The organism is Xanthomonas sp. CFBP 7698 (assembly GCF_003600855.1).
GTDB lineage: Bacteria > Pseudomonadota > Gammaproteobacteria > Xanthomonadales > Xanthomonadaceae > Xanthomonas > Xanthomonas cannabis.
On record NZ_PRDN01000001.1, the window covers coordinates 1,605,892 to 1,628,457 of the forward strand.

Below are 22,566 nucleotides of genomic sequence, written 5' to 3' on the forward strand. Positions count from 1 at the left end.
GGGTTCAATGCCAACAGCGATAACGCCATGGCGCGCTTGACGTGACGATGGATGCCCTTGCTGGAATTCATGATATTCACCTGGTTTTATTGGATGGTGTTTATGCCGATTCACTGCAGCACTGCCTGTCTTTGGCTTGCGTTCTTCCTTTGTCGGGGCACCCATCGGAGATAGCTGGAGCCACTCAAACACGCTCCGTCGGCGTCCCGCCGAAGAGCATTTGCATGGCATTACGTTGATGATGCCCAGGCAGAAACGCAGGCCAATGGCCTGTTTGTCTCTGAGGACAGCACCCAAGACCTCGGATTTGGCGGCTAGCGCGCTCGCAACGCGATCATCCTTGCGATGCTGGCCACCGTGATGTGCGGAGTATCTCCAGGGAGCGAATGAGCGATCAGCATGGGAAGCTGTGCCTGCGAACCGGGGGGTCGGGTTCGCCATGCGGAAACTACGCTGCATAACAAGCATAAGCAATCGTCAAACATTGCGGTTGCACACAGATCCAGCCACTGCCCGCGACCGAGTTTCAACAGCAGGCAGTACTACACAAATGGATGTGCCATTACGCACAAAAAAAACGGCCACATCGCTTCCCGACGATGCGGCCGAATGGGAGGGTACCCAACGTTGCCGTCGGGCGTACTGCAACACCGGTAAACCGGTGACGGGAAGAAAGCGCAATGACCGCTTGGAGAGGGAGAAACAGAAAACCATGTGCGACACGGCGCAGGGGTGCGCCGTGTCGCACATTGGTACATCGCATCAAACCGTCACATCAGAAGCGCAGACGCAGGCCGGCGTAGTAACGACGCTCGAAGATGTTCTGGTCGTAATAGTGGTTGGTCCACTGCGCGTAACGCCGCTCACTTTCGCCAGTGAGGTTGGTGGCTTGCGCGTAGAGCGTCAGGTGATCGTTGACGTCGTAACTGAAGGAGGCGTCCAGGTAGCCGACGTCGTCGTTCCAGATGGCCAGCTCATCGCCCCACGCACCGCTGTTGACCTGACTGAAGCGCTTGCTGCGCCAGTTATAGGCCACACGCGCCTGCAACTTGTCCTTCTGGTACCACAACACCGCGTTGGCCTGATGCTTGGAGTTGTCGCCGATGGGCAACGTATTGCCTTCGATATCGGTGTTGTCGGTGTCGGCGTCGGAGAAGGTGTAGTTGATGTTGGTGCCGAACCCGCTCAACCAGCCTGGCAGGAAGTCGAACGCCTGCTGGTAGCCGATTTCGAAACCCTTGATCTTGCCGCCACCGCCGTTGACGATGCGCTCCACCGGGCCGCCCAGCCGCACCACGCCATCGGCGTCGGGCTGGGGCTCGATGTTGGTCACCGTGGTCGGGAACGACTTCACATCGATCAGGAAGGCACCCACGCTGATCAACGACGCGTCGGAGAAATACCATTCCCACGAGGCGTTGTAGTTGGTGGCGCGGTACGGATCCAGATCCGGGTTACCCGAGCGTCCGTTGAGGAAAAGCACCGCATCGGAGGGCAGCGCCGGGTTGCGCGGCGGGGTGCCGTTGACGGCATAGAAGCTGACCAGGCCGCGACCCAGATCGGGCAGGTCCTGACGCGCGACAGCCTTGTTGTAGGCAAAGCGCAGCTTCTGCGCGTCGGTGATGTCCAGCGACAGGTTGGCGGTGGGCAGCACGTCGGTGTACTGACGGTTCAAACGGTTGGTCCCGATCGCCGGGCTGACGCCATTCCATTCCACGTTGCCGATAAACACATTGCCGCTGCTCAGGTACTGATCGATCGCCAGCTTGGTCTGCACGATGCGTGCGCCGATGTTGGCCGTCCACGGCACCGCAGTGCCGGTGCCACCTTCCAGGTTCGCAAGAAAGTACGCTGCAGTGCTCTTCTCGGTGACCTTGTACGAGTCGGCAGCCTGCTGGTACGCCACGTTGCCCGGATACAGGCTGTTGAGATACGCCACCGGGTCCTTCATGACCTGCGGGTTGATTGCCGGCAAGCCCTGGCTGCCCAGGCCGGTGACCTTGAGCGGATCGAAGTCGTTGAAGTACGCCCAGTAGCCGGGAATCGAATTGAACGGCAGCAGGCGCGCTTCCGAGACACCGCTGCAGGTGTCCACGATCAGCGGGTCCTTGAAGTAATACAGCGAACGGTTGGGATCGGCGCAGCTGGTGGACACCGGCGACAGGTACCGATAGGTGTCCAGCTTGACCTCGCGCTCGCCATAGCGAACGCCGAACTGGAAGCCGCGCACCACGCCTTCATCGAACTCGAAGGTGCCGTCGGCGCGGAAGGCGTCCATCGTCGCTTCGATCTTGTTGCCCTGCGCCCAGGTGGACATCAGCTGCCAGTTGTCCGGATTGGACACGTCGGTGCCGAGGTTGACCGCCGGGTAGGTGCCACGGAAATCCACCGAGGCATCCACCGTGGGCAGGCCGTTGGCATTGGCCCATTGGGTGACACCACCGGCACGCGTGATCTGGTCGCCACGCGTCACCACCGCATCGGCACGCGCTTCGTCGTAGGTGCGCTGCGCATCGCCGTGCACCCAGCGGAACGATGCACGGAACGGGCCGCCATCGTCGAAACGCAGTTCCAGATTGGTATTGAGCGAATCCGAATCGGCAACGCCGGCCATCGAGTGCGCCTGGAACCGGTTGTAGCGGAACTGGCCGTATTCAAGCACACCGTTGGAATCGACCACCGACCCCGGTTGCAACTGGTTGGTCGCCCAGCCGGTGTGCAGCTGCGCGGCCACCGAGGTGTCCTGGTCTTCGAGCTTGGTGTAGGCCGCATCGGCCAGCACCGTCCACGAGTCGTTGATGTTGAACTGGAACGAGCCGTTGACGCCGGTACGCTGGCGATCGGTGCTGCGGTTGTCCAGTTCCGTCGCCACCCAGTTGTAGAAGTAATCCCGCGGCAGGTTGGACGGATCGGTATTGCTGCCGATACGGCCATCGCCATTGAAGTCGAAGCCCACGTTCTGCTCGGTGGATTTCTGCGCGCCGTTGGAATACACGCTGGGGTGCTTGTTCTCCAGCGTGGCATCGGAATACGACACCGCCAGCAAGGCGCCCCAGCGCTCGGTGCGGAAGCTGGCCAGCCCCGAATACAGCTCGTTGAGTTCCTGCACGCGATCGCCGTAGGAGCCCTCGGCCTGGCCGCTGAAGGTCCAGCCTTCGGGCAGCTCGAACGGGCGCCGCGTCTTCAGCGACACCGTGCCACTGATGCCGCCATCCAGATCCGCGGCGGTAGGCGACTTGATGACGTCCACGCCACTGAACAAGGTCGGCGGAATATCGACGAAGTCCGGCTGCGCGCGACCGATGTTGGGCTGGCCGAACTGGTCACCGCCACCGGCGCTCAGATACAGCTCACCGTTCATGGTGGTCTGCACCTGGGGCATGCCGCGGATATTGAGCTGCGAGCCTTCGCCGGCCGAGCGCCGGATCTGGACGCCGGGCACGCGCTGCAGCGAGTCGGTGATGGTGACGTCGGGCAGCTTGCCGATGTCTTCGGCCGAGATCGAATCAATGATCTGCGCAGCGGTGCGCTTGTTCTCGATAGCCTCGGCCTGCGCGCCACGCACGCCCTTGACCATGACCTTGTCCAACTCGGTGACGCCCGGGGTACTACCGGCGTCCTGCGCGGCGGCCTGTGCAGCCGCCAGGGTGAGTGCAACCGCGAGCGCGGCGGCCAGCGGGGTGTGGCGGGTACTGCGATGCAGCTTGTTCATGGTCCCCTCCCAGGGATGACGACAATCCACGACCGTTTCGAATGGCAATGCCGGGGGGCACTGCGGTGTTGGCTGGCACGCCGGGTGGCGCGCCAGTGCAAACGCCGTGCACGGCGCACGGCGTGGCAAGGTATCGGCGCGGCTACGGAAGCCCGCTCGCAGCGCCGGTTGAGGGTTCGACATTCCAGCCGCGCACCTGCAGCGTGGCGTTACGCAAGGTGGCGGCCGATGGCACGCGGATCTCCACCTCGCGCTGCTCGCCCGGTACCAGGCTCAGGTAGTTGTCGCTGTAGTACGCCGGCAGGATGCGTTGGCCCTGCGCATCCACCAGGGTCAACTTGGTGTTGAGCGCCACCTGCTGCGAGGGGTTGCGCACGGTGGCACGCAACACCGGCTCTGCGCCGTCTTCCAGCCGCGTGGTGAGCTGCACCGGTACCGCGGCCAGCGCATCCAGGCCGCGCATGGCAGCCGCATCGCGCGCTACCCAATAGAAGTTGCGCGAACGCACCACCGCATCGCGATCGAGCAACTGCAAGCGCACAAAGCCCAGCCCGTGGGTGTCCTTGAGCAACGGCGCCAGCTGCATCACCGGTGCCGAGACGGCAACAGCTGCGGCATCGACCGCTTGTTCGCGTTGCTGCAGCAGCGCACCGTTGGTGCCATAGATCTCCGCCCGTACCCGCAAGCCGCGCACCGGGTCGGTGGCGTTGTTGACCACCACCACCTCGTGACCCGGCAGGTTCATCTGCACATGCAGCATCTCAGCCGCGTTGCGCACACCGTAGTAGGCGGCATGGGTGTCGTAATCGTGGCTGTAGATCTGCCACATGTTGCTGGGCCAGGCGGGATGGCTCATCCACAGCAGGCGCCCGCTGTTCTTGGTCCACAGCTGCGCGTTGAAGCCTTCGAAGATGGCACGATGGGTGTCGTAGTTGAGCAGCTGCGCCTTGCGCTCGAAGTCCTCCAGGCTGGTGGGCGCACCAAGCTTGTCGGTGAGCGAGCGCATGAAGCTGGCGGTATCGCCATTCCCGGACTGGTGCCAGTCGTGGTACGCCCAGGCATCGCTGATCGGCCACTGATCGCCCACTGCCGGGACCGAGGCCTTGAACGACTCCAGGGTGGAAAACGACGGCGTGCCCACCTCTACCGAAAAGCCCTGCGCCAAGGCGTTGAAGTAGCCCACCGGCTCGCGGTAGTTGTACGGACCGCTGCCCTGCAGATTGACCTGATTGGAACTGCCGGTATACCAGCGCGTGCCGTCAAGTTCGGCCACGAGCTTGTCCAGGCCTTCGTTGAGGATGGGGGCAGGCACGCCTTCGTTGCGGCCGAACCACAGCACGATGGAAGGGTGATTGCGGAAGCGCTTGATCACCTCGGCCGCGTTGTCCAGGAACAGCGCCGCGTCGGCCGGCTCCATGTTGTAGTTCTGGGTGGACTGCCAGAAGTCATTGAGCACCAGCATGCCGTACTCGTCGGCCAGATCGAAGAAGCTGCTCTGGGTGTTCTGCCCCACCCAGTTGCGCACCACATTGAAATGCGCATCGCGCTGCAGCCGGAAGTACGGCTCCAGCCGCTCGCGCGATACGCGCTTGCGCCAATCGTCCATGCCCCAGTTGCCGCCCTTGACGGCGATGCGCACGCCATTGATGCGCAGGGCCAGGTACGGCGCCAGCGCATCGTCCTTCAGTGGTGTGACCGCCGGCGACACGGCGGCACCGGGATAGAACGATTGCGCATCGCCACCGGGCACGGGACGGATTGCACTGTGGCGCGCATCCACAATGCGCTCGCCACGCAGGCGCGCCTTGTTGAAATCCACCAGCACCCGCCGCAGCGCGCCATCCTCATCGAACAGCGACAACTCGTAGGTGACCTCGCGAATGCCGAAGCGCAACTGCTGCGTGTCCGAGTGCCCACCGGCAACCTCCACCCCCACCTGCAGGGTGTACAGCGCCGGCTCGCCATAGCCGTTGGGCCACCACAGGCGCGGGTTGGCGATGATCAATTGCGGGGTGTCGGCGGCGCTGAGCTTGAGCGTGGTGCCGCCTGCCGGCACGTTGACCTCGCGCTGGATGCGCACATCGCCAATGGCCAACTGCACGGTGCCCTGCACGGGCGCAGCACTGTCGTTGCGCAGCGGCACGCTGACTTCGAGCTCGGCGCGGCGGTGATCCGGCGCCAGGCGCGCGGTGACCACCTGGGTGTCGCCGATGGTGACCGGCCCGGTGGCATGCAGCTGCACGTCCTGCCACAGACCGGCATTACGGTCGCGCACGGCCGGAATCCAGTCCCAGCCCTCGCTTGCGATGAAGGTGGGCCCGTCCAGCGCCTGCACGCCGCCGTTTTCGCCGACGCCTGCGGTCATGGACTGCTCATGCGCAATGCCCGGATGCGGCGGTGGCGATACGCGCACTGCGACGACATTGCGGCCGGGCCTGAGCTGCTTGCTGACATCGAAGCGACCGCGTGCAAATGCACCGCGCGTGCGCCCGACCTGCGTGCCGTTGACCCAGATTTCGCCGGCATAGTTGATGCCGTTGAACAGCAGCTCCAGCCGCTTGCCTTGCGCGTCGGCGGGCAGATCGAAACTGCTGCGGTACCACCAGTCCTGCCGGCTCAGCGATTCGGGAATGGCCATGTTGTTGAGGCCGATATCCGGATCCGGATACACGCCGCGATCGACCAGCGTGGTGAGCACCGTGCCCGGTACCGTGGCGACACGCCAGGCGCCGCCAACGGCCGTGTCGCCACGCGACAACGTGGCGCCGGTGGCGGGCCCGAGATCGGGCGCGGCAGCCAGTTGCCACGCGCCTACCCGCCAGGCAGCGGCATCCAGCGGCTGCAATGCCGGAGCGTTCGGCACCGGCTTGGCCACCGGCGCAGAAAACGCCGCTGCACTGCGCGGCAACGTTGCGGGCGCCTGTGGTGCTACCTGCCCGGCCATCTGCTTGACCTGCACCTGCCACGCTGGCGATGCATCCTCGAAGCGCTGCAGCGCCGGGTCCGGCGTGTGTGCGGCCAGCTGCGCGACGGCGGCCGCCTCCAGTGCCTGCGCCTGCGCGGTGAAGCCGGCGATCTCGCCACCGAAGTGCTGCGTGTAGGCGCCCGGTTGCTCGCGCGGGCCGAACATCAGCACCGGCGCCACTGCACGTTGCCGGGCGGCACCGCTGGCAACCTGGCGGCCGTTGGCGTACAGCGTCAGACGCCCGCCACGGGCGACGGCGGCCACCTGCGTCCACTCGCCTGCGCGTAGCGACTGCTTGCTGCGGAGCACGCTATCGGCACCCTGCACGAAGCCGAGCGTGCCGGCATCGATCGCGAAGTAGCGGCCTGCATCCTTGGGATCGCCGACACCGGCAATCAGGGCCGGCCCGGTGCTCGCACGCGACGGGCGCACCCACGCCGACAGGCTCCAGTCCGCGTTGGCGGCCAGCAGCGGTGCATCGGCGGCGAGCTTCTTTGCCAGTCCCATCCCGCCCGCGAGCACGCGGACATCGTAAGGCCCCGGCGGATTCGCATCGGCGGGCGCAGCCTCCACTGCAGTCCAGCTCATGCAACCACACAACAACCACAGCGCTCCACGGCGGAACGCCTTGCGAACCATCAGCATTAGAGGCCTCTCCCAAGCTCTACTGCCACGCAACGGTGCACACCACGTCCGTGCAAGCGACCAGCGTCCATCCGGACAGTGCGTCGCTCGCGCTTGGTGATGCAGCCCGTGGCTGCCGCCCCTGTTTCAGCGGCCATGGTGCGAGGTAACGTTACCCCAAGGTGATATCGACGACAACCTTTCTGCGTTAGGGTTGGCGCTCCCAGGAGGAGGGACTCATGCGAAACCTGATCCAGTCCGCACTACCGGCGGCATGCGCATTGCTGTGGTTGATCGCAACGCCCGCAACCGCGCAGCGCCTGCGTGTGCAATCGCCCGACGCACGCACCGAAGTGGAATTCACCCTGCGCGAGGGAGGCGTGCCCAGCTATCGCGTGCTGTACCGCAACACGTTGGTACTCGACGACGCACCGCTCGGGCTGGATCTGGGCAACGCCGGCAAACTCGGCAGCGACATGCGCGTGCAAGACAGCACCACCGAAACGCATGACAGCCGGTTTGCCTTGCAGGTCGGCAAGACGCAGCAGGTCCGCGATCACTACCGCGCGCTGCGCGTGCACTTGTCCGATCGACAGCAACGCCGGCTCACCATCGAACTACGCGCATACGACGACGGTGTGGCACTGCGTTACGTATTGCCGGAAGCTGGCGAGGTGCGCATTCGCGACGAACTCACCAGCTTTGCGTTTCCACGCGACTACCCCTGCTGGAGCTTGAATCTGGGCCGGTTCGGAACCAGCCACGAGGGCGAGTACGACGCCATCGCTGCGTCCAGATTGCGCCCGCACAACCTGCTCGAGTTGCCGCTGGTCTGCCAGACCGATGCCAAAGGCACCACGCTGGCGATTGCCGAAGCGAACTTGCGCGATTACGCCGGGCTCTACCTCACTGGCCGCGCCGATGGCAGCCTGGGCGTCTCGGCCAGGTTGTCGCCACAGTTGGACAACCCCAGGCTGGCGGTCAGCATCGACGCCAAGGGGCGCGATTTCGCAACGCCGTGGCGGGTGATCATGCTGGGCGACACGCCTGCCAGCCTGATCGAATCCAACCTGATTTCCGCATTGAATCCACCGCCGGCGTTCGATGCGCGCTGGGTGCGCGCGGGCAAGTCGGCATGGGACTGGTGGTCGGGCAATCTGGCCAGCGGGGTGGCCAACCCGGGCATGAATACCGCCACGATCCAGCGCTATATCGACCACGCGCAGCAGTTGAAGCTGCAATACATGCTGATCGATGACGGCTGGTATTACGGCAGCACCGGCGATGGCCAATACAACGCAGACGCCGATATCCGCCGGCCGGTGGAGCAACTGGATCTGCCGGGTCTGGTCGGCTATGCGCGCAAGCGCGATGTCGGCCTGTGGCTGTGGGCACACTGGCGTGCGCTCGATGCACATATGGACGACGCACTGGCGTGGTACCAGCAACTCGGCATCAAGGGCATCAAGGTCGACTTCATGGACCGCGACGATCAGCAGATGGTGGACTTCTATCATCGCCTGCTGAGCAAGGCTGCCGAGCACAAGCTGCTGGTGGATCTGCACGGTGCGTATCACCCGACCGGCCTGACCCGCACCTATCCCAACTATCTGACCCAGGAAGGCGTGCTGGGTGCGGAATACAACAAGTGGACCACCCGCATCACCGCCACGCATAACCTCACGCTGCCGTTTACGCGCATGTTGCTCGGGCCGATGGACTACACCCCGGGCGGCTTCCGCAATGTGCGCCCGGCCGAATTCAAGATGCAGCACATCGCCCCGCAGGTCATGACCACGCGTGCGCAGCAGCTGGCGATGTATGTGGTGTACGAAAGCCCGTTCGCGGTTGTGGCCGACAGCCCGGAGCAATACGAAAACGTGCCGGCCGCTCAATTCCTGCGCGATGTCCCGGCAAGCTGGGACGAAACCCGCGCCCTGGACGGTGCGATCGGCGAACATATCGCATTGGCGCGGCGCAGCGGCAAGGACTGGTATCTGGGCGCGATGACCAACGAACAGGCACGCACGCTGACCCTGCCGCTGTCGTTCCTGGGCAAAGGCAGCTGGACGGCGACGATCTATGCCGACGGCCAGGCTCCGACCGACGTGCGGATCGACACCCGCACACTCACCCGCAACGACACCTTGCAGTTGGCATTGGCAGCGAATGGCGGCGCGGCAATCAGACTGCAGAAAAAGTAAGTAGAGCCATGCCGAAGTGACGTGACCTCACGCACCTTTGCGCAGCGGCAACTGTCGTCTGCACGGATGGGCGTGACTTTCGACACGGCCTCCGAGCAATGCATTGCGCTCTGCGTGTGTGCGATATCACGCAATGCATATTTGCTTCTGCGTGCGCAGTGGCAGCCGCTAGCATGCGCACGCCCTCATCGCAGGTCTGGATGCCACCGTGCAGCGTCAGGCCTGCGCAATGACGGCACTGCACTGCACGTCCGCCGCGTGCAGGCAGTCTCGTTCCGGCGCAAGGGGAATTACGCATGACCTTCTATCCCACCCGGCCGATGCTGATCGGCCGCACCATCGCTGCGCTCGTCGTCTGTTCATTGGCGCCTGCCGGCGTCGCCAGCACGCTCGTCCCACCGTCGATCTCTCCCGCCCGCGACCGCAGTATCGATGCGCTGATGCCGCCGCTGTCGCACATATCTGCCACGGCATCGGTGACAGACGCCCACGCCGATGCCGTACACCACAGCACTGCCGCCGCATCGCGCGCGTTTCCGCAGGTCACTGCCGAGTTCAAGCAGTTTCTGAACACTCAGGCGCACATCACTTACGCCACGCATAGCGCTACCGCAAAGGTCGCCGACCCGATTGCATTCGCCGAGATGCAGCGCTACCTGTTCAACCGCTACAACGGGCTGACCGTGATCAGCAGCCTGCATGACGGCACACGGGTGTTCGACTGCATTCCTCAGGCTCAGCAACCGGGTCTACGCAACGGCGACCACATCGCGCTGCCGCCCAGCATCGCCCCGGCCAAGGCACCAGGCGACTCCGATCCAGCGGCGCTGCGCTGCGATGCCGGAACGATTCCGTTGCAACGGGTTGGAATGGCCGAGTTAATCCGCCATGCAGACTTGAATGCCTTCCTGCATGCAAACGCACGCCCCGTCTCCGCTGCACCAACGGCGGCGGCCCCTGCGGCAGCGTCGGATGGGCATGCCTATTCCATAGTCTATCTGGACACCGCCGGATCGGCGGTCACCGGCGCAGGTGCCGATCTCAATCTATGGGCGCCAGCCTTACGCAGTGCCGATGAAACGCAGACCATCAGCCAGATATGGATCGCTGGAGAAAGCGCGAGCAAGCAGACGCAAACACTTGAAGTAGGCTGGGAAGCACAGCCAGCAGGCTGGGGTGACAAGCCGATCATCTTCATCTACTCCACGCAGGATGGGTACGTCAGAACCGGCTGCCACAATCTGGACTGCAGCGATTTCGTGCAGACCAGCACCAAACACGTGCTGGGCGCTCAGCCGGCAGCCGGATTCAGTACTGCGGGCGGCAAGCAGACCATGCTGAGCGTGGAATTCCAGCGCAACACGGACGGCAACTGGTGGCTGCGCCTGGACGGAGAATGGATCGGCTACTACAAGGCGGCCCTGTATTCGGGCGATTTTGCCAACGGACGTGTTGCGTATCTGAGTGCCGGCGGCGAAGTTTCGACCGACAGCGGCGCGGTCAGTCCGCGCATGGGCAGCGGCCAGTTCGCAAGCGCAGGCTACCGCCAGGCCGCGTTTCAGGCCAATCACTTCTATCGCGACGCGGCGATGGCAACCCATCCCGTGCAGCGCCTGTCCTCGCTGCGCGTGGAGCACCCTTCCTGCTACACGCTGGCGCTTGCCGGCTACACCTATCCGTACGCACTGGGCATTGGTGTGTCGCGCACCAGTTTGTCGCCAGAGATGCAGAATGGTGGCTTCTACTTCGGCGGACCGGGCTGCGCACCTTGAGTCGAGCCGAGCGCGCGCACTGTTACCGTGCGCGCGCTTTATTCGTGAAAACAACCACGCAGGCGACGCAACGCAGTGCCGCGTAGTGAGCGGCGGACAGCTTCAGTCGTACGCTCGATACCGCTGCAGCACCTGCGGCCTGGCAGCCGCGCAAGGCGGCATTCAATCCATCGCGTGTGCCGCCGGAATGCACAGACGGCTGCACCAGTACTTCGGATGTTTGACTGTCATGGCAAGCGCTGCGGCTTGCCGTGACTCAACGCGTGGTCGTCGCGGCGACGGCAGCCGGCATTACGGCAAATCCACCCCTGCACACACGGCCGGGCGCGCATCCTTGATGGGCTGCACGCCACGTGCATCGAACTGCAATGCTGCATGCTTGGGCGCAAACGCCGGCCAGGCAGGCAAGCCCTTGGCATTCGGGTTACCGCGCTGCACGAACGCAGCCCAGTAGCGCTGCAGCGACACCGGCGGCTGGCCGACCGGCAGATTCTTGAACAGGAACGGCAACTCGGCGCTGTGCGTGACCTGCGCGCCGGGTGCAGCCGTGTCGAACACGTAATGCCACACCGGCACCCCAAGAGAGGCCTGGTGCTGGGCCACCGTTACTGCCGGGCAACGGAAGGTGAGATCGGTGGACAGCTGCATCGCCGCATTGCCCTGACGTGCGGCACGCTGCTGCGCATGCGCGCGTTGCGCCTGCAGCACCGCATCGGCACGCTCGGGATAGTCGCGCCGCAGACGCGCCTGCGCGCCCTGCTCGCCACCGTAGGTGAGCTCCTGCACCACATAGCCGATCAGCAGCGGCACCTTGGCCTGTGCGCCACTTGCCAGCAGCTCGGCCGGTGCACGCGGCAGCACGCGGCCATCGACCACAGCCTGCAGCCAGATGTAGCCGTCGTCGTCCAGCGTCGGCACGTCCACGCCCTGCCCGGCCTTGAGCAACTGTTCCACCGGCAGCGCGCGCAGTTGATCCAGGCGCGTTGCCGGATCCTCGATGCCTGCGCGTTTGGCGATGGCAACGCCCACCGCGCGATTGTCTTCCAGGCTGCGTGCCGGCAAGCCGAACCCGGCGGTGCCGCTCTGTTCGATCGCCGCAGAAAACAGGCCGCGTGCCAGCGGGCTGAGCATCAGCAGGCCCACGTCCTGGCCACCGGCCGATTGCCCGGCGATGGTCACCCGCGCCGGGTCGCCGCCAAACTGCGCGATGTTGTCGCGCACCCAGCGCAGCGCGGCGATCTGATCGAGCAGGGCGTAATTGCCGGCGGCCTCGTTGTCGCCATCGCGCAATTCCGGCAGCGACAGGAAGCCCAGCGCGCCCAGCCGGTATTGCAGCGTCACCACCAGCATGTCTTGCGCGACGAGGTTGGTGGGCAGATGCCCATCGGCCCCGCCAGCCACGTTGGCGCCGCCGTGGATCCACACGAACACCGGCAAGGGCTTGGCCGGATGCAACGCAGGGGTCTGCACTTCCACGTACAGGCAGTCTTCGCTGCCGCGCCTGGCCATCGCGTCGTTCCAGCCGAGCGCCGGCTGCACGCACGGCGTGGCCGCCTGGGTGGCGTCGCGTACCTGTGTCCAGGCGGCCGCCGGTTGCGGCGGCCGCCAGCGCAATGCGCCCAGCGGCGGTGCGGCGAACGGGATCTTGCGGAACACCGCGCTGCCGTCGTCCTGCCACTGGCCGCGCACCACACCGTGATCGGTGCGCACGTCCGGTGGTGCGGCAGGCGTAGGCGCCGTGGCAGCAGCAGCGCTGCCGGTGATAACGCAGGTAGCAGCCAGTAGCCAGGCAGACACACGCATCAGAGATCTCCGGTGATCACACGGGCACGCCAGGCGGCCTGGAAGACGGCGGTGGCCGAGGCCACGTTGAGACTTTCGACCTTGCCGCTGCCGCCGATGGACAGCTGCAGATCGCAGTCGCGCGCGAACTGGCGGTCCATGCCCTCGCTTTCCGCTCCCATCACGTACACCAGGCGCTGCGGCAGGCTGGCAGCGAACACGTCCTGGCCACCATCAACGAGTGTGGCGGCCACCGCAAACCCGGCGTGCCGCAACTGGGTCAGCGCCTGCGCGGTGTCGGGCAACTGCACCAGCGGCACCGCTTCGGCACCGCCTTCGGCCACGCGTGCCGCAGCGCCGGACAACCCCAGCGTGGAACCGGCCGGCAGCAGCAAGCCGCCGACACCGAAATGCGCGGACGAGCGCAGGATCGCGCCGAAGTTGTGCGGGTTGCCCACGCCATCCAGCCACAGCGCCAGCACCGGGCCCTGCGGCAACGCGGCCAGCCACTCCTGCAGCGGTTGCGGCGCCACGCGCAGCACCTCGGCCACCACGCCTTCATGGTGCGCACTGGCGGCCAGCTTGCTGAGGTCGGCGTCTTCCACCACGCGATAGCCGATACGCTCGGCCACGCACCAGGCCAGCAAGGCCTTGAACTGCGGAATCCGCGCCTCGCTCAGATAGAGCTTGCGGATGGCCTGCGGGCGCGCCTTGAACACGGCCTGCACGGCGTTGATGCCGTATAGCCGCACCTCGCGCGCGCTGCCGCTTGCCGCAGCGGCAGGTGGCGCGGTGGCGGGCGTATGCTGAGCCGGCGCGCGGGGTGCGGGACTGCGCGGTGCAGATGTGCGCGGCGCGGCGCGGCCCCACGGGTTGTGCGAGGCGCCGGAGCCGCCATCGCGTGGCGGCCGTGGGCCGCGTCCATCGTGCTGTGTCATCGTCGTATCCAGAAGTTGGTGTTGCTTGCAGCGCGAAAAAGGTTTTTCGGCCCCTTCCGCAGTGTGGTGTTGGTCGTGCTGCAGCACCGGCAGGGCCGCAACCGCAGGAACAGTGACGACGATGGTAAGCCACCGACGCGATGGGGCGTATACGGTGGCCGGGCTGAGCCACTGCGGACGTCTTGCCGTCCTGTCGAGGAACGCTGCCGAGGAGACGAAACGCACGCAGCTTCTGCGTGCCCCTGGTGGAGCGGCTAATACACCTGGCGAGCAGTCGTCAGGTGGTGTGGACGGCGCGCAGCAACCGCAATCTACGCAGTGCAACATGCCGCACCAGCACCAGCCGCGCCCGCCTGGTGGCGAGCGCGGTCGCTTTTGGCAGCTGTACCGTATCTGCCTGCTGCAGACCGCAATCACGCGCGTGCAACGATGCCCGGCAAGACAATACGAACAGGCATTCAGGCTAAAGCGGGCGGGTTCACCCGTGCGAACACACGTAAGTCGTGTAGCCCGTCCGGCTTCATCAGCGCACAGCGGCTGACACCCTCTTCGACGAAGCCGTTACGCAACAACACCGTAGCCGATGCGGGATTGGTGTCGAGAACGGTGGCCTGCACGCGGTAGAGCGGCAGGGTCTGCATCGCCCAGGCGACATAGGTGCCCACGATGCGTGTCATCCAGCCGCGGCCCCAGTGCGTGCGACCGATCCAATAGCCCAACTCGGCCGAGAAGCGGCGCTCGCCCTGCCCTGGACGTACCCCAATCGTGCCGCAGGCCTGGCCGTCGATCTCGATGGCCAGCACCGGATGTTGCAGGTTGACTACCCGCCCAGCTAGAAAGGCGTCCCCATCGGCACGCGTATACGGGTGAGGGAATCGTTCGCTCAATCCGCGCGGTACCAGCGGGTCGTTGGCATGCCGCAGCAAGGCAGCCAGGTCGTCCTGACGCCAGCGGCGGAGCACGAAGCCATCTCCCTGCAGCGTCAGCAATTCATGCATCTGGTGGGTCCTGGCTTGCGCAGTATCGACACCGCCGATACTGCGCACACCAGACGCACGCCGCAACTCAGCGCTTGGCGGTCTGCGCCTGCTGGAGCGCGGCGCAGAGGCGGATGGTTTCGCCAGTCTGGGCCAGGCCGCGGTCGGCGCCGCTGAGGGTGGCCAGCCGCGGCTTGAAGAAGGCCTCCAGGCGGTCGGCTTCCTCGCTGCTGCAGCCGCCGCTGGCAGCCAGTGCCGGCAAGCCGCCGCCGTCGAACGAACCGCTGCGCTGCACGATACGGTCGAAGTTGGCGGTGAACCAGGGCCACATCGATGCATGCGAGGCCTGCTCGGCGTGGCCACGCCGCAGCAGGCTCTTCATCTCGCCGACCTTGATCGCATCGGTGAGCGCGAAATCCCGTACCTGCTTGAGCAGCGCCGGGTCCTGCACCGCGCCCAGCCCATCGATCATCGCGTTGCGCTGCGCCGGGTCGGCATGCGTGCGCAGCGCGGCGATCAAGGCATTCACCGCGGCCGCGCCACGTTCCTGCACAGTCACCGACAGTGCGCTGCCGAGCAGGTCGGGATTGGCCGCGGAGAACTCCAGCGCCCCGTTGCCGCCGCCCAGCACGGCGTCGCCCTGGGCGAGCAAGGCCTTGCGCACCTCCGGCGTCTGCAGGCGCAACCCGAACAGGCTGGTCAACGCGCTCCGCAACGCGACGTCGTCGACCGACTCACCACTGCGCCGCGTGTAACCCAACTGACGCAGACGCGGCAGGTAGGCCTGCTCGGCCACCTTGCGCAAGGCGCTGCGCTGCGCCTCGGTGCTGGCCTGGTACTGCCAGATCCACACCAAGCGGTCCACCAGCGCAGTGGACACATCGGCCGATGCGGACGGCGCCAGCTGCTTGATCGCTGCCAGCACTGCATCGCTGTCGGCATCGCCATGGCGGTACGCCGCGTCGATCGCATCGGCATAGGCAAGCTGCTCGCTGTCGTCGAGCTGGCCGATCTGCTTGCCCAGCGCGGCCAGCTGCTTCTTCGGCAGACTGAAACGGTAATAGCCGGCGCCACGCGCGTTCGGGAAGACCCAGGTGTTCTTGCCGGCGCCTTCCAGCACGATGCTGCCGCTGGCGCTGTCCAGCAGCTGGCAGGCAGTGCCGACCTGGTTCTTCTCCTTGCCGTACTTCACGCACACCGGTACGCCCCACTGCTGCGCGGTGGAGCCGGCCGAGCCCAGCGGCAGAAAGCGCTGCTGCTGCAGCTTCACCACGGTCTTGCCGCCCTCGCGGGCCAGCTGGGTTTGCAGGTACGGCACGCCCGGCTGATTGAGGAAACTGCGGAAGGCGGCCTTGAAATCGGCGCCCTTGCCGGCCGCTTCGGCGATCGCATCGACCAGATCGTCGGCGGTGGCGTTGGCAAACTTGTGCTTGGCGATATAGGCGCGCATGCCTTCGCGAAAGACGTCCTCGCCGACGAAGGCTTCGAACATCGCCAGCACTGCCGCACCCTTCTGGTAGGTGATGCCGTCGAAGGCGGTTTCGATATCGCCATTGCCGGTGATCGGCTGGCGGATCTTGCGCGCGCTGACCAGGCTGTCGTTGTTCATCGCATATTGCGCACCGCCGATCCGGTCCAGGTTGGCGTGGTATTCCGGATGCAGCTGCATGGTGATCTTCTGCTGCATCCAGGTGGCGAAGGCCTCGTTGAGCCACAGGTCGTCCCACCACGCCATGGTCACGGCATCGCCGGTCCATTGATGCGCCAGCTCATGTGCGTTGGTGTTGAAGGAACGCTGCACGTTCACCGCCGGCGAGTCCTTGTCCAACAGCAACAGCCAATCGCGGAAGGTGACAAACCCCGGGTTCTCCATCGCGCCGGCACTGAAATCCGGGGCGGCGACCAGATCGAGCTTGTCGAACGGATACCCAAACGCGTAATAGTCCTCCAGCGCAGCGATGATGGCCGGGGTCTGGTCCAGTGCGGGCGTGATGCGCGGGCCCTGCCCCTTGGCGGCGATACCGCGCAACGGCGTGGCCGTGGGGCGCTGCGGGGTGGCCGGCATGGCCGGCACATCCACCACATCCCAGGGACCGGCCGCGTAGGCCACCAGATAGGTGGGCAGCGGCACGGTGGGCGCAAAGGTCACCGTCTTCCAGCCCTTGCCGGCCGGCTTGGTCGAGGTGGCGATGGTGTTGGCCAGCGCCTGGTCGTCGCTGGGCACGGTCAGGCTCAGGTCGAACGGCGTCTTGAACGCCGGCTCGTCGAAGCCGGGGAACGCGTAGCGCGCACTGATCGGCTCCATCTGCGTCATCGCATAGGCGTTGCCCTGGTACTTCACCTGATACAGGCCCTGCAGCTGCTGATTGAGCGGCGCGCTATAGCTGATGTCCACGGTGAGCGTCTGCGGCTGCAGCGTGCGACCGAAGTCCAGGCGCACTACGCCGGTTTGTGCATCGGCCTGCACGTAGCGCGCGGTCAGCGGCTTGCCCTTGCCGGGCTTGACCGTGGCCTTGCTGACCACCAATTCCTTGCCATGCAGCCACAGGTGATCGGACGCCTGCTTGAGCTGCACGCGAATGGTGGTGCGGCCACTGAACTGCGTCTGCTCCGGATCGATCTTGAACGACAGGCTGTAGCGCTCTGGCACCGCCCAGGTCGGCAGGCGCCCATTGGGCACTGCCTCACCGGACGTTTGCGCCAGCGCACTACCGCAGCACAGCGCAAGAAGGGAAGGAGCGAGCAAACAGGCAAGACGACGCATTGGGCAATTCCGGTCAGGGTAACCGCCGAAGTCGATCACAGCCGGGCATGCGTGTCATGTGAACTTAGTCATTGGATGGGCGGGACGGCTGCTGCGGGTGGGCAGGCGCCGGCTGCCTGCCAGCAGTGGCAACGATGGCGGTCGCATCGTGCCGTGCGGCCGGCGGCATGTGCACCTGAAGATGCCGCTGCAACCGGTGCAGCACTGCACGCAACCAACGTACCGCCGCAAGAACGGCTCGTCTGCGCGGCCTTGACACCGTTGCGTGTCACGGCGTGATGCTGGCGCTGCGCACCAGCGCGCAGACCGGCATTCGCATGCAGGTGGCATGACCGCCCTGCACAACCGCACCCAACGTGCGGCCGTGCAGCGTGACAGGCACGCTACGCGTGCCCGCCCACCGATGGGGTGTCCGCTTCCAGGGTTTCCAGCTGGCGAGCCAGTGCTTCCGGCGACTTGGTGTACGGGGCGATCAGGCTGTAGAACGCCGGCACCACATACAGCGACAGCAGCGTGGACAGCGAGACGCCGAAGATCACCACCACACCGATGGTAGCGCGACTGGCCGAGCCGGGCCCGCCGGCCACCACCAGCGGGATGGCACCCACCACGGTGGCGATGGAGGTCATCAGGATCGGGCGCAGCCGCACCGAGGCGGATTCGACAATGGCCTGGTGCACGCTGCGGCCTTCGTCGCGCAACTGGTTGGCGAATTCCACGATCAGGATGCCGTTCTTCGCGGCCAGGCCGACCAGCATCACGATGCCGATCTGACTGAACAGATTGAGCGTGCCGCCGGTGACCCACAAGCCGACCAACGCACCCAGCACCGCCAGCGGCACGGTGAGCATGATCACCAGCGGATGCGCAAAACTTTCGAACTGCGCAGCCAGCACCAGGTACACCACCAGCAAGGCCATGCCAAAGGTCAGCAACACCGCACTGCCGGATTGCTGGTACTCGCGCGATTCGCCCTTCCAGTCCAGCTGCGCGTATTCCGGCAGTTCTTCCTGTGCGGCCTGTTGCGCCCAGGCGATGGCGTCGCCCAACGGGTAACCCGGCGCCAGACCGGCGGTGATGGTGATTGCACGCAGCCGGTTGAAGCGGTTCAAGGTGCCGGCCTCGGCCACTTCGCTGAGCGTGACCAGGTTGGACAACGGAATCAGTTCGCCGCGGCTGGAGCGTACGCGGATGGCGGTGAGGTCTTCCGGCGACATGCGGCCTTCGCGCCCGGCCTGCAGCATGACATCGTATTCCTCGCCGTTGTCGACGAAGGTGGTGACGCGCCGCGAGCCCATCATCGCTTCCAGCGCGCCACCAATGGCCGTCACCGGCACGCCCAGATCGGCCGCACGCAGGCGGTCGATATTCACGCGCATCTGCGGGCGGGTTTCCTTGTAATCCGAATCCGGCCCGACCAGGCCGGGATTGGCCTCCATGCGTTGCAGGATGCGATCGCGCCACTGCGCGATTTCCGCGTAATCCGGGCCACCGAGCACCAGCTGGAACGGCTGGCCGCGGCTGCGCACCAGCCCACCGCTGACCTGCGTGCGCGCACGCACGCCGCTGAGCACGTTGAGTTTTTGCTGCAGCTCATCGGCCACCTCGGTGGTCGGGCGGGTGCGTTTTTCCCAGTCCTGCAGGAACACGCTGACGCGGCCGGTGTGCATTTCCTCGCTGCTGCCAAAGCCGCCGGGCACGCGCGGGTTGGCACGCACGATGGGTTTGTCCGGGCCCAAGTAGGGGCGCAGGATGTCTTCGACCTGATGCATCTGCCCCACGGTGTAATCGAAACCGGCACCCTCGGGGCCATCGATCATGATCTGAAAGTTGCCGCGGTCTTCGGCCGGCGCCAGTTCGGAGGGAATGCGCCCCATCAACCATGCGCTTGCGCCCAGCGCCAGCAGCATCAGCAGCGCGAAGATCCAGGTGCGCTGCACGTGCCGCTCCAGCGAGCGCCCGTATGCGCCGGACACCGCCTGCATGCGCCCGTCGAACCAGTGATGGAAGCGATTGGGCTTGGCCACGCGATGCGAGCGCAGCAGCTTGGACGACATCATCGGCGTCAGCGTCAGCGCCACGAAAGCCGAGATCGCCACCGCCGCCGCCAGTGCCACCGCCAATTCACGGAACAGGCGCCCGGTGTTGCCTTCCAGAAAGCCGACCGGCAGGAATACCGCCACCAGCACCGCCGTGGTCGCAATCACCGCGAATGCCACCTGCCCGGTGCCGCGCTTGGCCGCCACCAGCGGCGGCTCGCCCAGGTCGATGCGGCGCTGGATGTTTTCCACCACCACGATGGCGTCGTCCACCACCAGCCCGATGCACAGCACCAGCGCCAGCAGGGTGAGCAGGTTGATAGAAAAATCGAACGCGTACAGCGCGATGAACGCGGCGATCAGACACACCGGCACCGTCACCGCCGGAATCAATGCCGCGCGTGCGCTACCCAGAAAGACCCAGATCACCACCAGCACCAGCACCACCGCTTCGACCAGCGTGTGGTACACGCGCTCCACGGCCGCATCGATGAAGGTGGTGGTGTCGAAGGCGACAAAGATGTTGGTGCCCTGCGGCAGCGATTTCTGCACTTCCTCCGCTTGCGCGCGCGCCTCGCGGGCGACGTCCAGCGCGTTGGCGGTGGAGTTGCGCACGATGCCCAGGCCCACGTTGGGCACACCGTTGCTCTGGAAATACGCGCGGCGTTCGGCCGAGGTCAGCTCGACCCTGGCCACGTCACCCAGCCGCACCACATAGCCGCCCTCGCCCTTGCTGAGCGGCAGCTTGGCAAAGTCTTCCGGCTTGAGATAACTGCGCTCCACCCGCAGGGTGAAATCGCGCTGCGCCGATTCGATGCTGCCGGCCGGCAGCTCGACGTTTTCGTTTTCCAGCGCGGCCTCGACATCGGCGAAAGTGAGCGCACGTGCGGCCAGCTGGTCGCGGTCGAGCCAGATGCGCATGGCATAGCGCTGGCGTCCGCCGATCCGCACCTGCGCCACGCCATCCAGGCTGGAGAAGCGGTCCACCACGTAGCGCTCGGCGTAGTCGGACAGCTGCAGCGTGTCCATCGTGCTGGAGCTCATGTTGAGCCACAGGATGGGGTCGGCGTCGGCTTCGACCTTGGAAATCTCCGGCGGGCGCGCCTGGTCGGGCATGCGGTCGGACACGCGGCTCACCGCATCGCGCACGTCGTTGGCAGCGGCTTCGACATCGCGCGATTGCACGAACTCGATGCTAATGTCGGAGGAGCCATTGCGGCTCCGCGCCTCGATGGTCTCGATGCCCTCGATGCCGGCTAGCGCGTCTTCCAGCACCTGGGTGATGCGGCTTTCCACCACCGCCGCCGAGGCGCCGGTGTATTCCACGTCCACCGACACGATGGGCGGGTCGATCGCCGGCAGCTCGCGCAAGGTGAGCCGAGTGAACGACATCACCCCCAGCACGATCAGCAGGAGGCTCATCACCACCGCCATCACCGGGCGGGTAATGGACAGGTCGGAGAGTTTCATTGTGCGGCGGCCTGCGGGCGCACCGAGGCGGGCGCGGCCTGGTCGACCACCTTCAGCCCGGGACGCAGCTTGCCGGTGCCATCCACCACGATGCGCTCGCCGGCCTTGACGCCCTCCAGGATCTCCACCTTGCCATCGCGGCGCTCGCCCAGGCGCACATCGGCGCGCTCCACGCTGCTGTCGGGCTTGACCCGGAACACGTACGACTCGCGCCCCACCTGCACCACCGCAATTTCCGGAATCACCACCGCCTGCCGCGCCGGCTGGAACAGCCGCACATCCAGCAGCATGCCCGGGCGCAGGCGCCGGTCGTCATTGGGAAAATCCGCACGCACCGTCACCGAGCGGGTGGTTTCGTCGATACGTGAATCGATCGCCGCCACCTCACCGTCGAAGCGCGCGCCCGGGTAAGCGGCCGCCGTGCCGTTCACCACGTTGCCGAGCTGCACCAGACCGAACTGCGATTCCGGCACCTGGAAGTCCACGTACATGCGCGCCACATCGTCCAGCATGGCGATCACCGTGCTGGAGGTGATCAACGACCCCGGACTGATCTGGCGGATGCCAAGCACGCCCGCGAACGGCGCGCGAACCTCGCGGTCGGTGATCTCCGCACGCATCTGCTGCACGCGCGCCTGCGCCGCATCGCGCAGCGCGCGTTGCGTATCGACGGTGGACTTGGCGACCAGCTGCTGGCCAACCAGGCTCAACTGACGCCTGTACAGCTGGTCGGTTTCTTCGAAGGTGGCCTGCGCGGCGGTCAACGCCGCCTGCTGCGAATTGCCGCGTAGCCGCAGCAGCAATTGCCCGGCCTTGACCTCATCGCCGCTCTCGAAATACACCTGCTCCACCACATCGCTCACTGCAGCAGTGAGCGCCACCGATTCGCGCGCACGCACGGTGGCGATCGATTGCACGGTGGAATTCCACGGCTGCACCGCAACCGGCTGCACCACCACCGGAATCGGCTTGGCCACCGCCGGCGCACTCGCCTGACGGGCGCAACCGGACAGCCACACGGCCAACAAGAGCGCGACGCAGTGGCGCGCGCTGGGCAGAACAAGCATCAGAACATCCTGGCGGGGTACCTCGAAAGTTTACCGACCTGGCCGCCATGCGTTGACAGAAAGGGCGCGCTTTGCACCATGACCAACGACCCTTGCCGTCGCCGCCACGATGCGCTGGCCAGCGCCGTCATCGATGCCGCGTGCGCCCCCCATGCGCGCCAGGCCGGCGCAGAACCGGGCGGCAACGTGCTGCCGGTTCCTGCCAATCCCGTGACGCGCCGGGGGCCGCTTGCAGCGCCCTGATGCCCGCGC

At 65.8% G+C, this 22,566-nt stretch carries 11 protein-coding genes; 3 read left to right on the forward strand and 8 right to left on the reverse strand.

Annotation, left to right across the window (positions count from 1 at the left end; genetic code table 11):
* Positions 1-775: 775 nt before the first annotated feature.
* Together XnspCFBP7698_RS06800 and XnspCFBP7698_RS06805 are read right to left on the reverse strand one after the other, a co-directional pair.
* Complete coding sequence (locus XnspCFBP7698_RS06800; RefSeq protein ID WP_104580773.1) at positions 776-3,712, reverse strand: TonB-dependent receptor; 2,937 nt, start codon at positions 3,710-3,712, stop codon at positions 776-778.
* A gap of 142 nt (positions 3,713-3,854) precedes the next feature.
* The gene (locus XnspCFBP7698_RS06805; protein ID WP_104580772.1) at positions 3,855-7,322 is read right to left on the reverse strand and encodes a LamG-like jellyroll fold domain-containing protein; all 3,468 of its coding nucleotides are present in this window, start codon (positions 7,320-7,322) and stop codon (positions 3,855-3,857) included.
* Between the two features lie 218 nt (positions 7,323-7,540).
* On the opposite strand from XnspCFBP7698_RS06805, the gene XnspCFBP7698_RS06810 reads away from it, so the two are divergent.
* Together XnspCFBP7698_RS06810 and XnspCFBP7698_RS06815 are read left to right on the forward strand one after the other, a co-directional pair.
* Complete coding sequence (locus tag XnspCFBP7698_RS06810) at positions 7,541-9,505, forward strand: glycoside hydrolase family 97 protein (RefSeq protein ID WP_104580771.1); 1,965 nt, start codon at positions 7,541-7,543, stop codon at positions 9,503-9,505.
* Between the two features lie 296 nt (positions 9,506-9,801).
* Complete coding sequence (locus XnspCFBP7698_RS06815) at positions 9,802-11,277, forward strand: neprosin family prolyl endopeptidase (protein ID WP_158255453.1); 1,476 nt, start codon at positions 9,802-9,804, stop codon at positions 11,275-11,277.
* Positions 11,278-11,568: 291 nt separating this feature from the next.
* Here XnspCFBP7698_RS06815 and XnspCFBP7698_RS06820 read toward each other — a convergent pair whose 3' ends face one another.
* From XnspCFBP7698_RS06820 to XnspCFBP7698_RS06850, 6 genes are all read right to left on the reverse strand, one after another.
* Entirely contained in the window at positions 11,569-13,083 is a 1,515-nt protein-coding gene (locus tag XnspCFBP7698_RS06820) for a carboxylesterase family protein (RefSeq protein WP_146093239.1), read from the reverse strand.
* Positions 13,080-13,997 (reverse strand): TrmH family RNA methyltransferase, encoded by a 918-nt coding sequence (locus XnspCFBP7698_RS06825; protein ID WP_104580769.1) that lies wholly within the window; start codon positions 13,995-13,997, stop codon positions 13,080-13,082. The genes XnspCFBP7698_RS06820 and XnspCFBP7698_RS06825 overlap by 4 nt, the downstream gene beginning before the upstream one ends.
* A gap of 458 nt (positions 13,998-14,455) precedes the next feature.
* Complete coding sequence (locus tag XnspCFBP7698_RS06835) at positions 14,456-14,995, reverse strand: GNAT family N-acetyltransferase (protein ID WP_104580767.1); 540 nt, start codon at positions 14,993-14,995, stop codon at positions 14,456-14,458.
* A 67-nt stretch (positions 14,996-15,062) separates the two neighbouring features.
* Positions 15,063-17,738 carry a M1 family metallopeptidase gene (locus tag XnspCFBP7698_RS06840; RefSeq protein ID WP_104580766.1) on the reverse strand — a complete coding sequence of 892 codons (2,676 nt, stop codon included), beginning with the start codon at positions 17,736-17,738 and terminating at the stop codon, positions 15,063-15,065.
* 383 nt (positions 17,739-18,121) lie between these two features.
* Positions 18,122-21,247 (reverse strand): efflux RND transporter permease subunit, encoded by a 3,126-nt coding sequence (locus tag XnspCFBP7698_RS06845; protein ID WP_104580765.1) that lies wholly within the window; start codon positions 21,245-21,247, stop codon positions 18,122-18,124.
* Positions 21,244-22,314 carry an efflux RND transporter periplasmic adaptor subunit gene (locus XnspCFBP7698_RS06850; RefSeq protein ID WP_104580764.1) on the reverse strand — a complete coding sequence of 357 codons (1,071 nt, stop codon included), beginning with the start codon at positions 22,312-22,314 and terminating at the stop codon, positions 21,244-21,246. The genes XnspCFBP7698_RS06845 and XnspCFBP7698_RS06850 overlap by 4 nt, the downstream gene beginning before the upstream one ends.
* 78 nt (positions 22,315-22,392) lie before the next feature.
* Between XnspCFBP7698_RS06850 and XnspCFBP7698_RS21740 the strand changes: the two genes are divergently transcribed.
* On the forward strand, positions 22,393-22,557 hold the full coding sequence (locus XnspCFBP7698_RS21740; protein WP_158255452.1) for a hypothetical protein: 165 nt from the start codon (positions 22,393-22,395) through the stop codon (positions 22,555-22,557).
* Positions 22,558-22,566 lie beyond the last annotated feature (9 nt).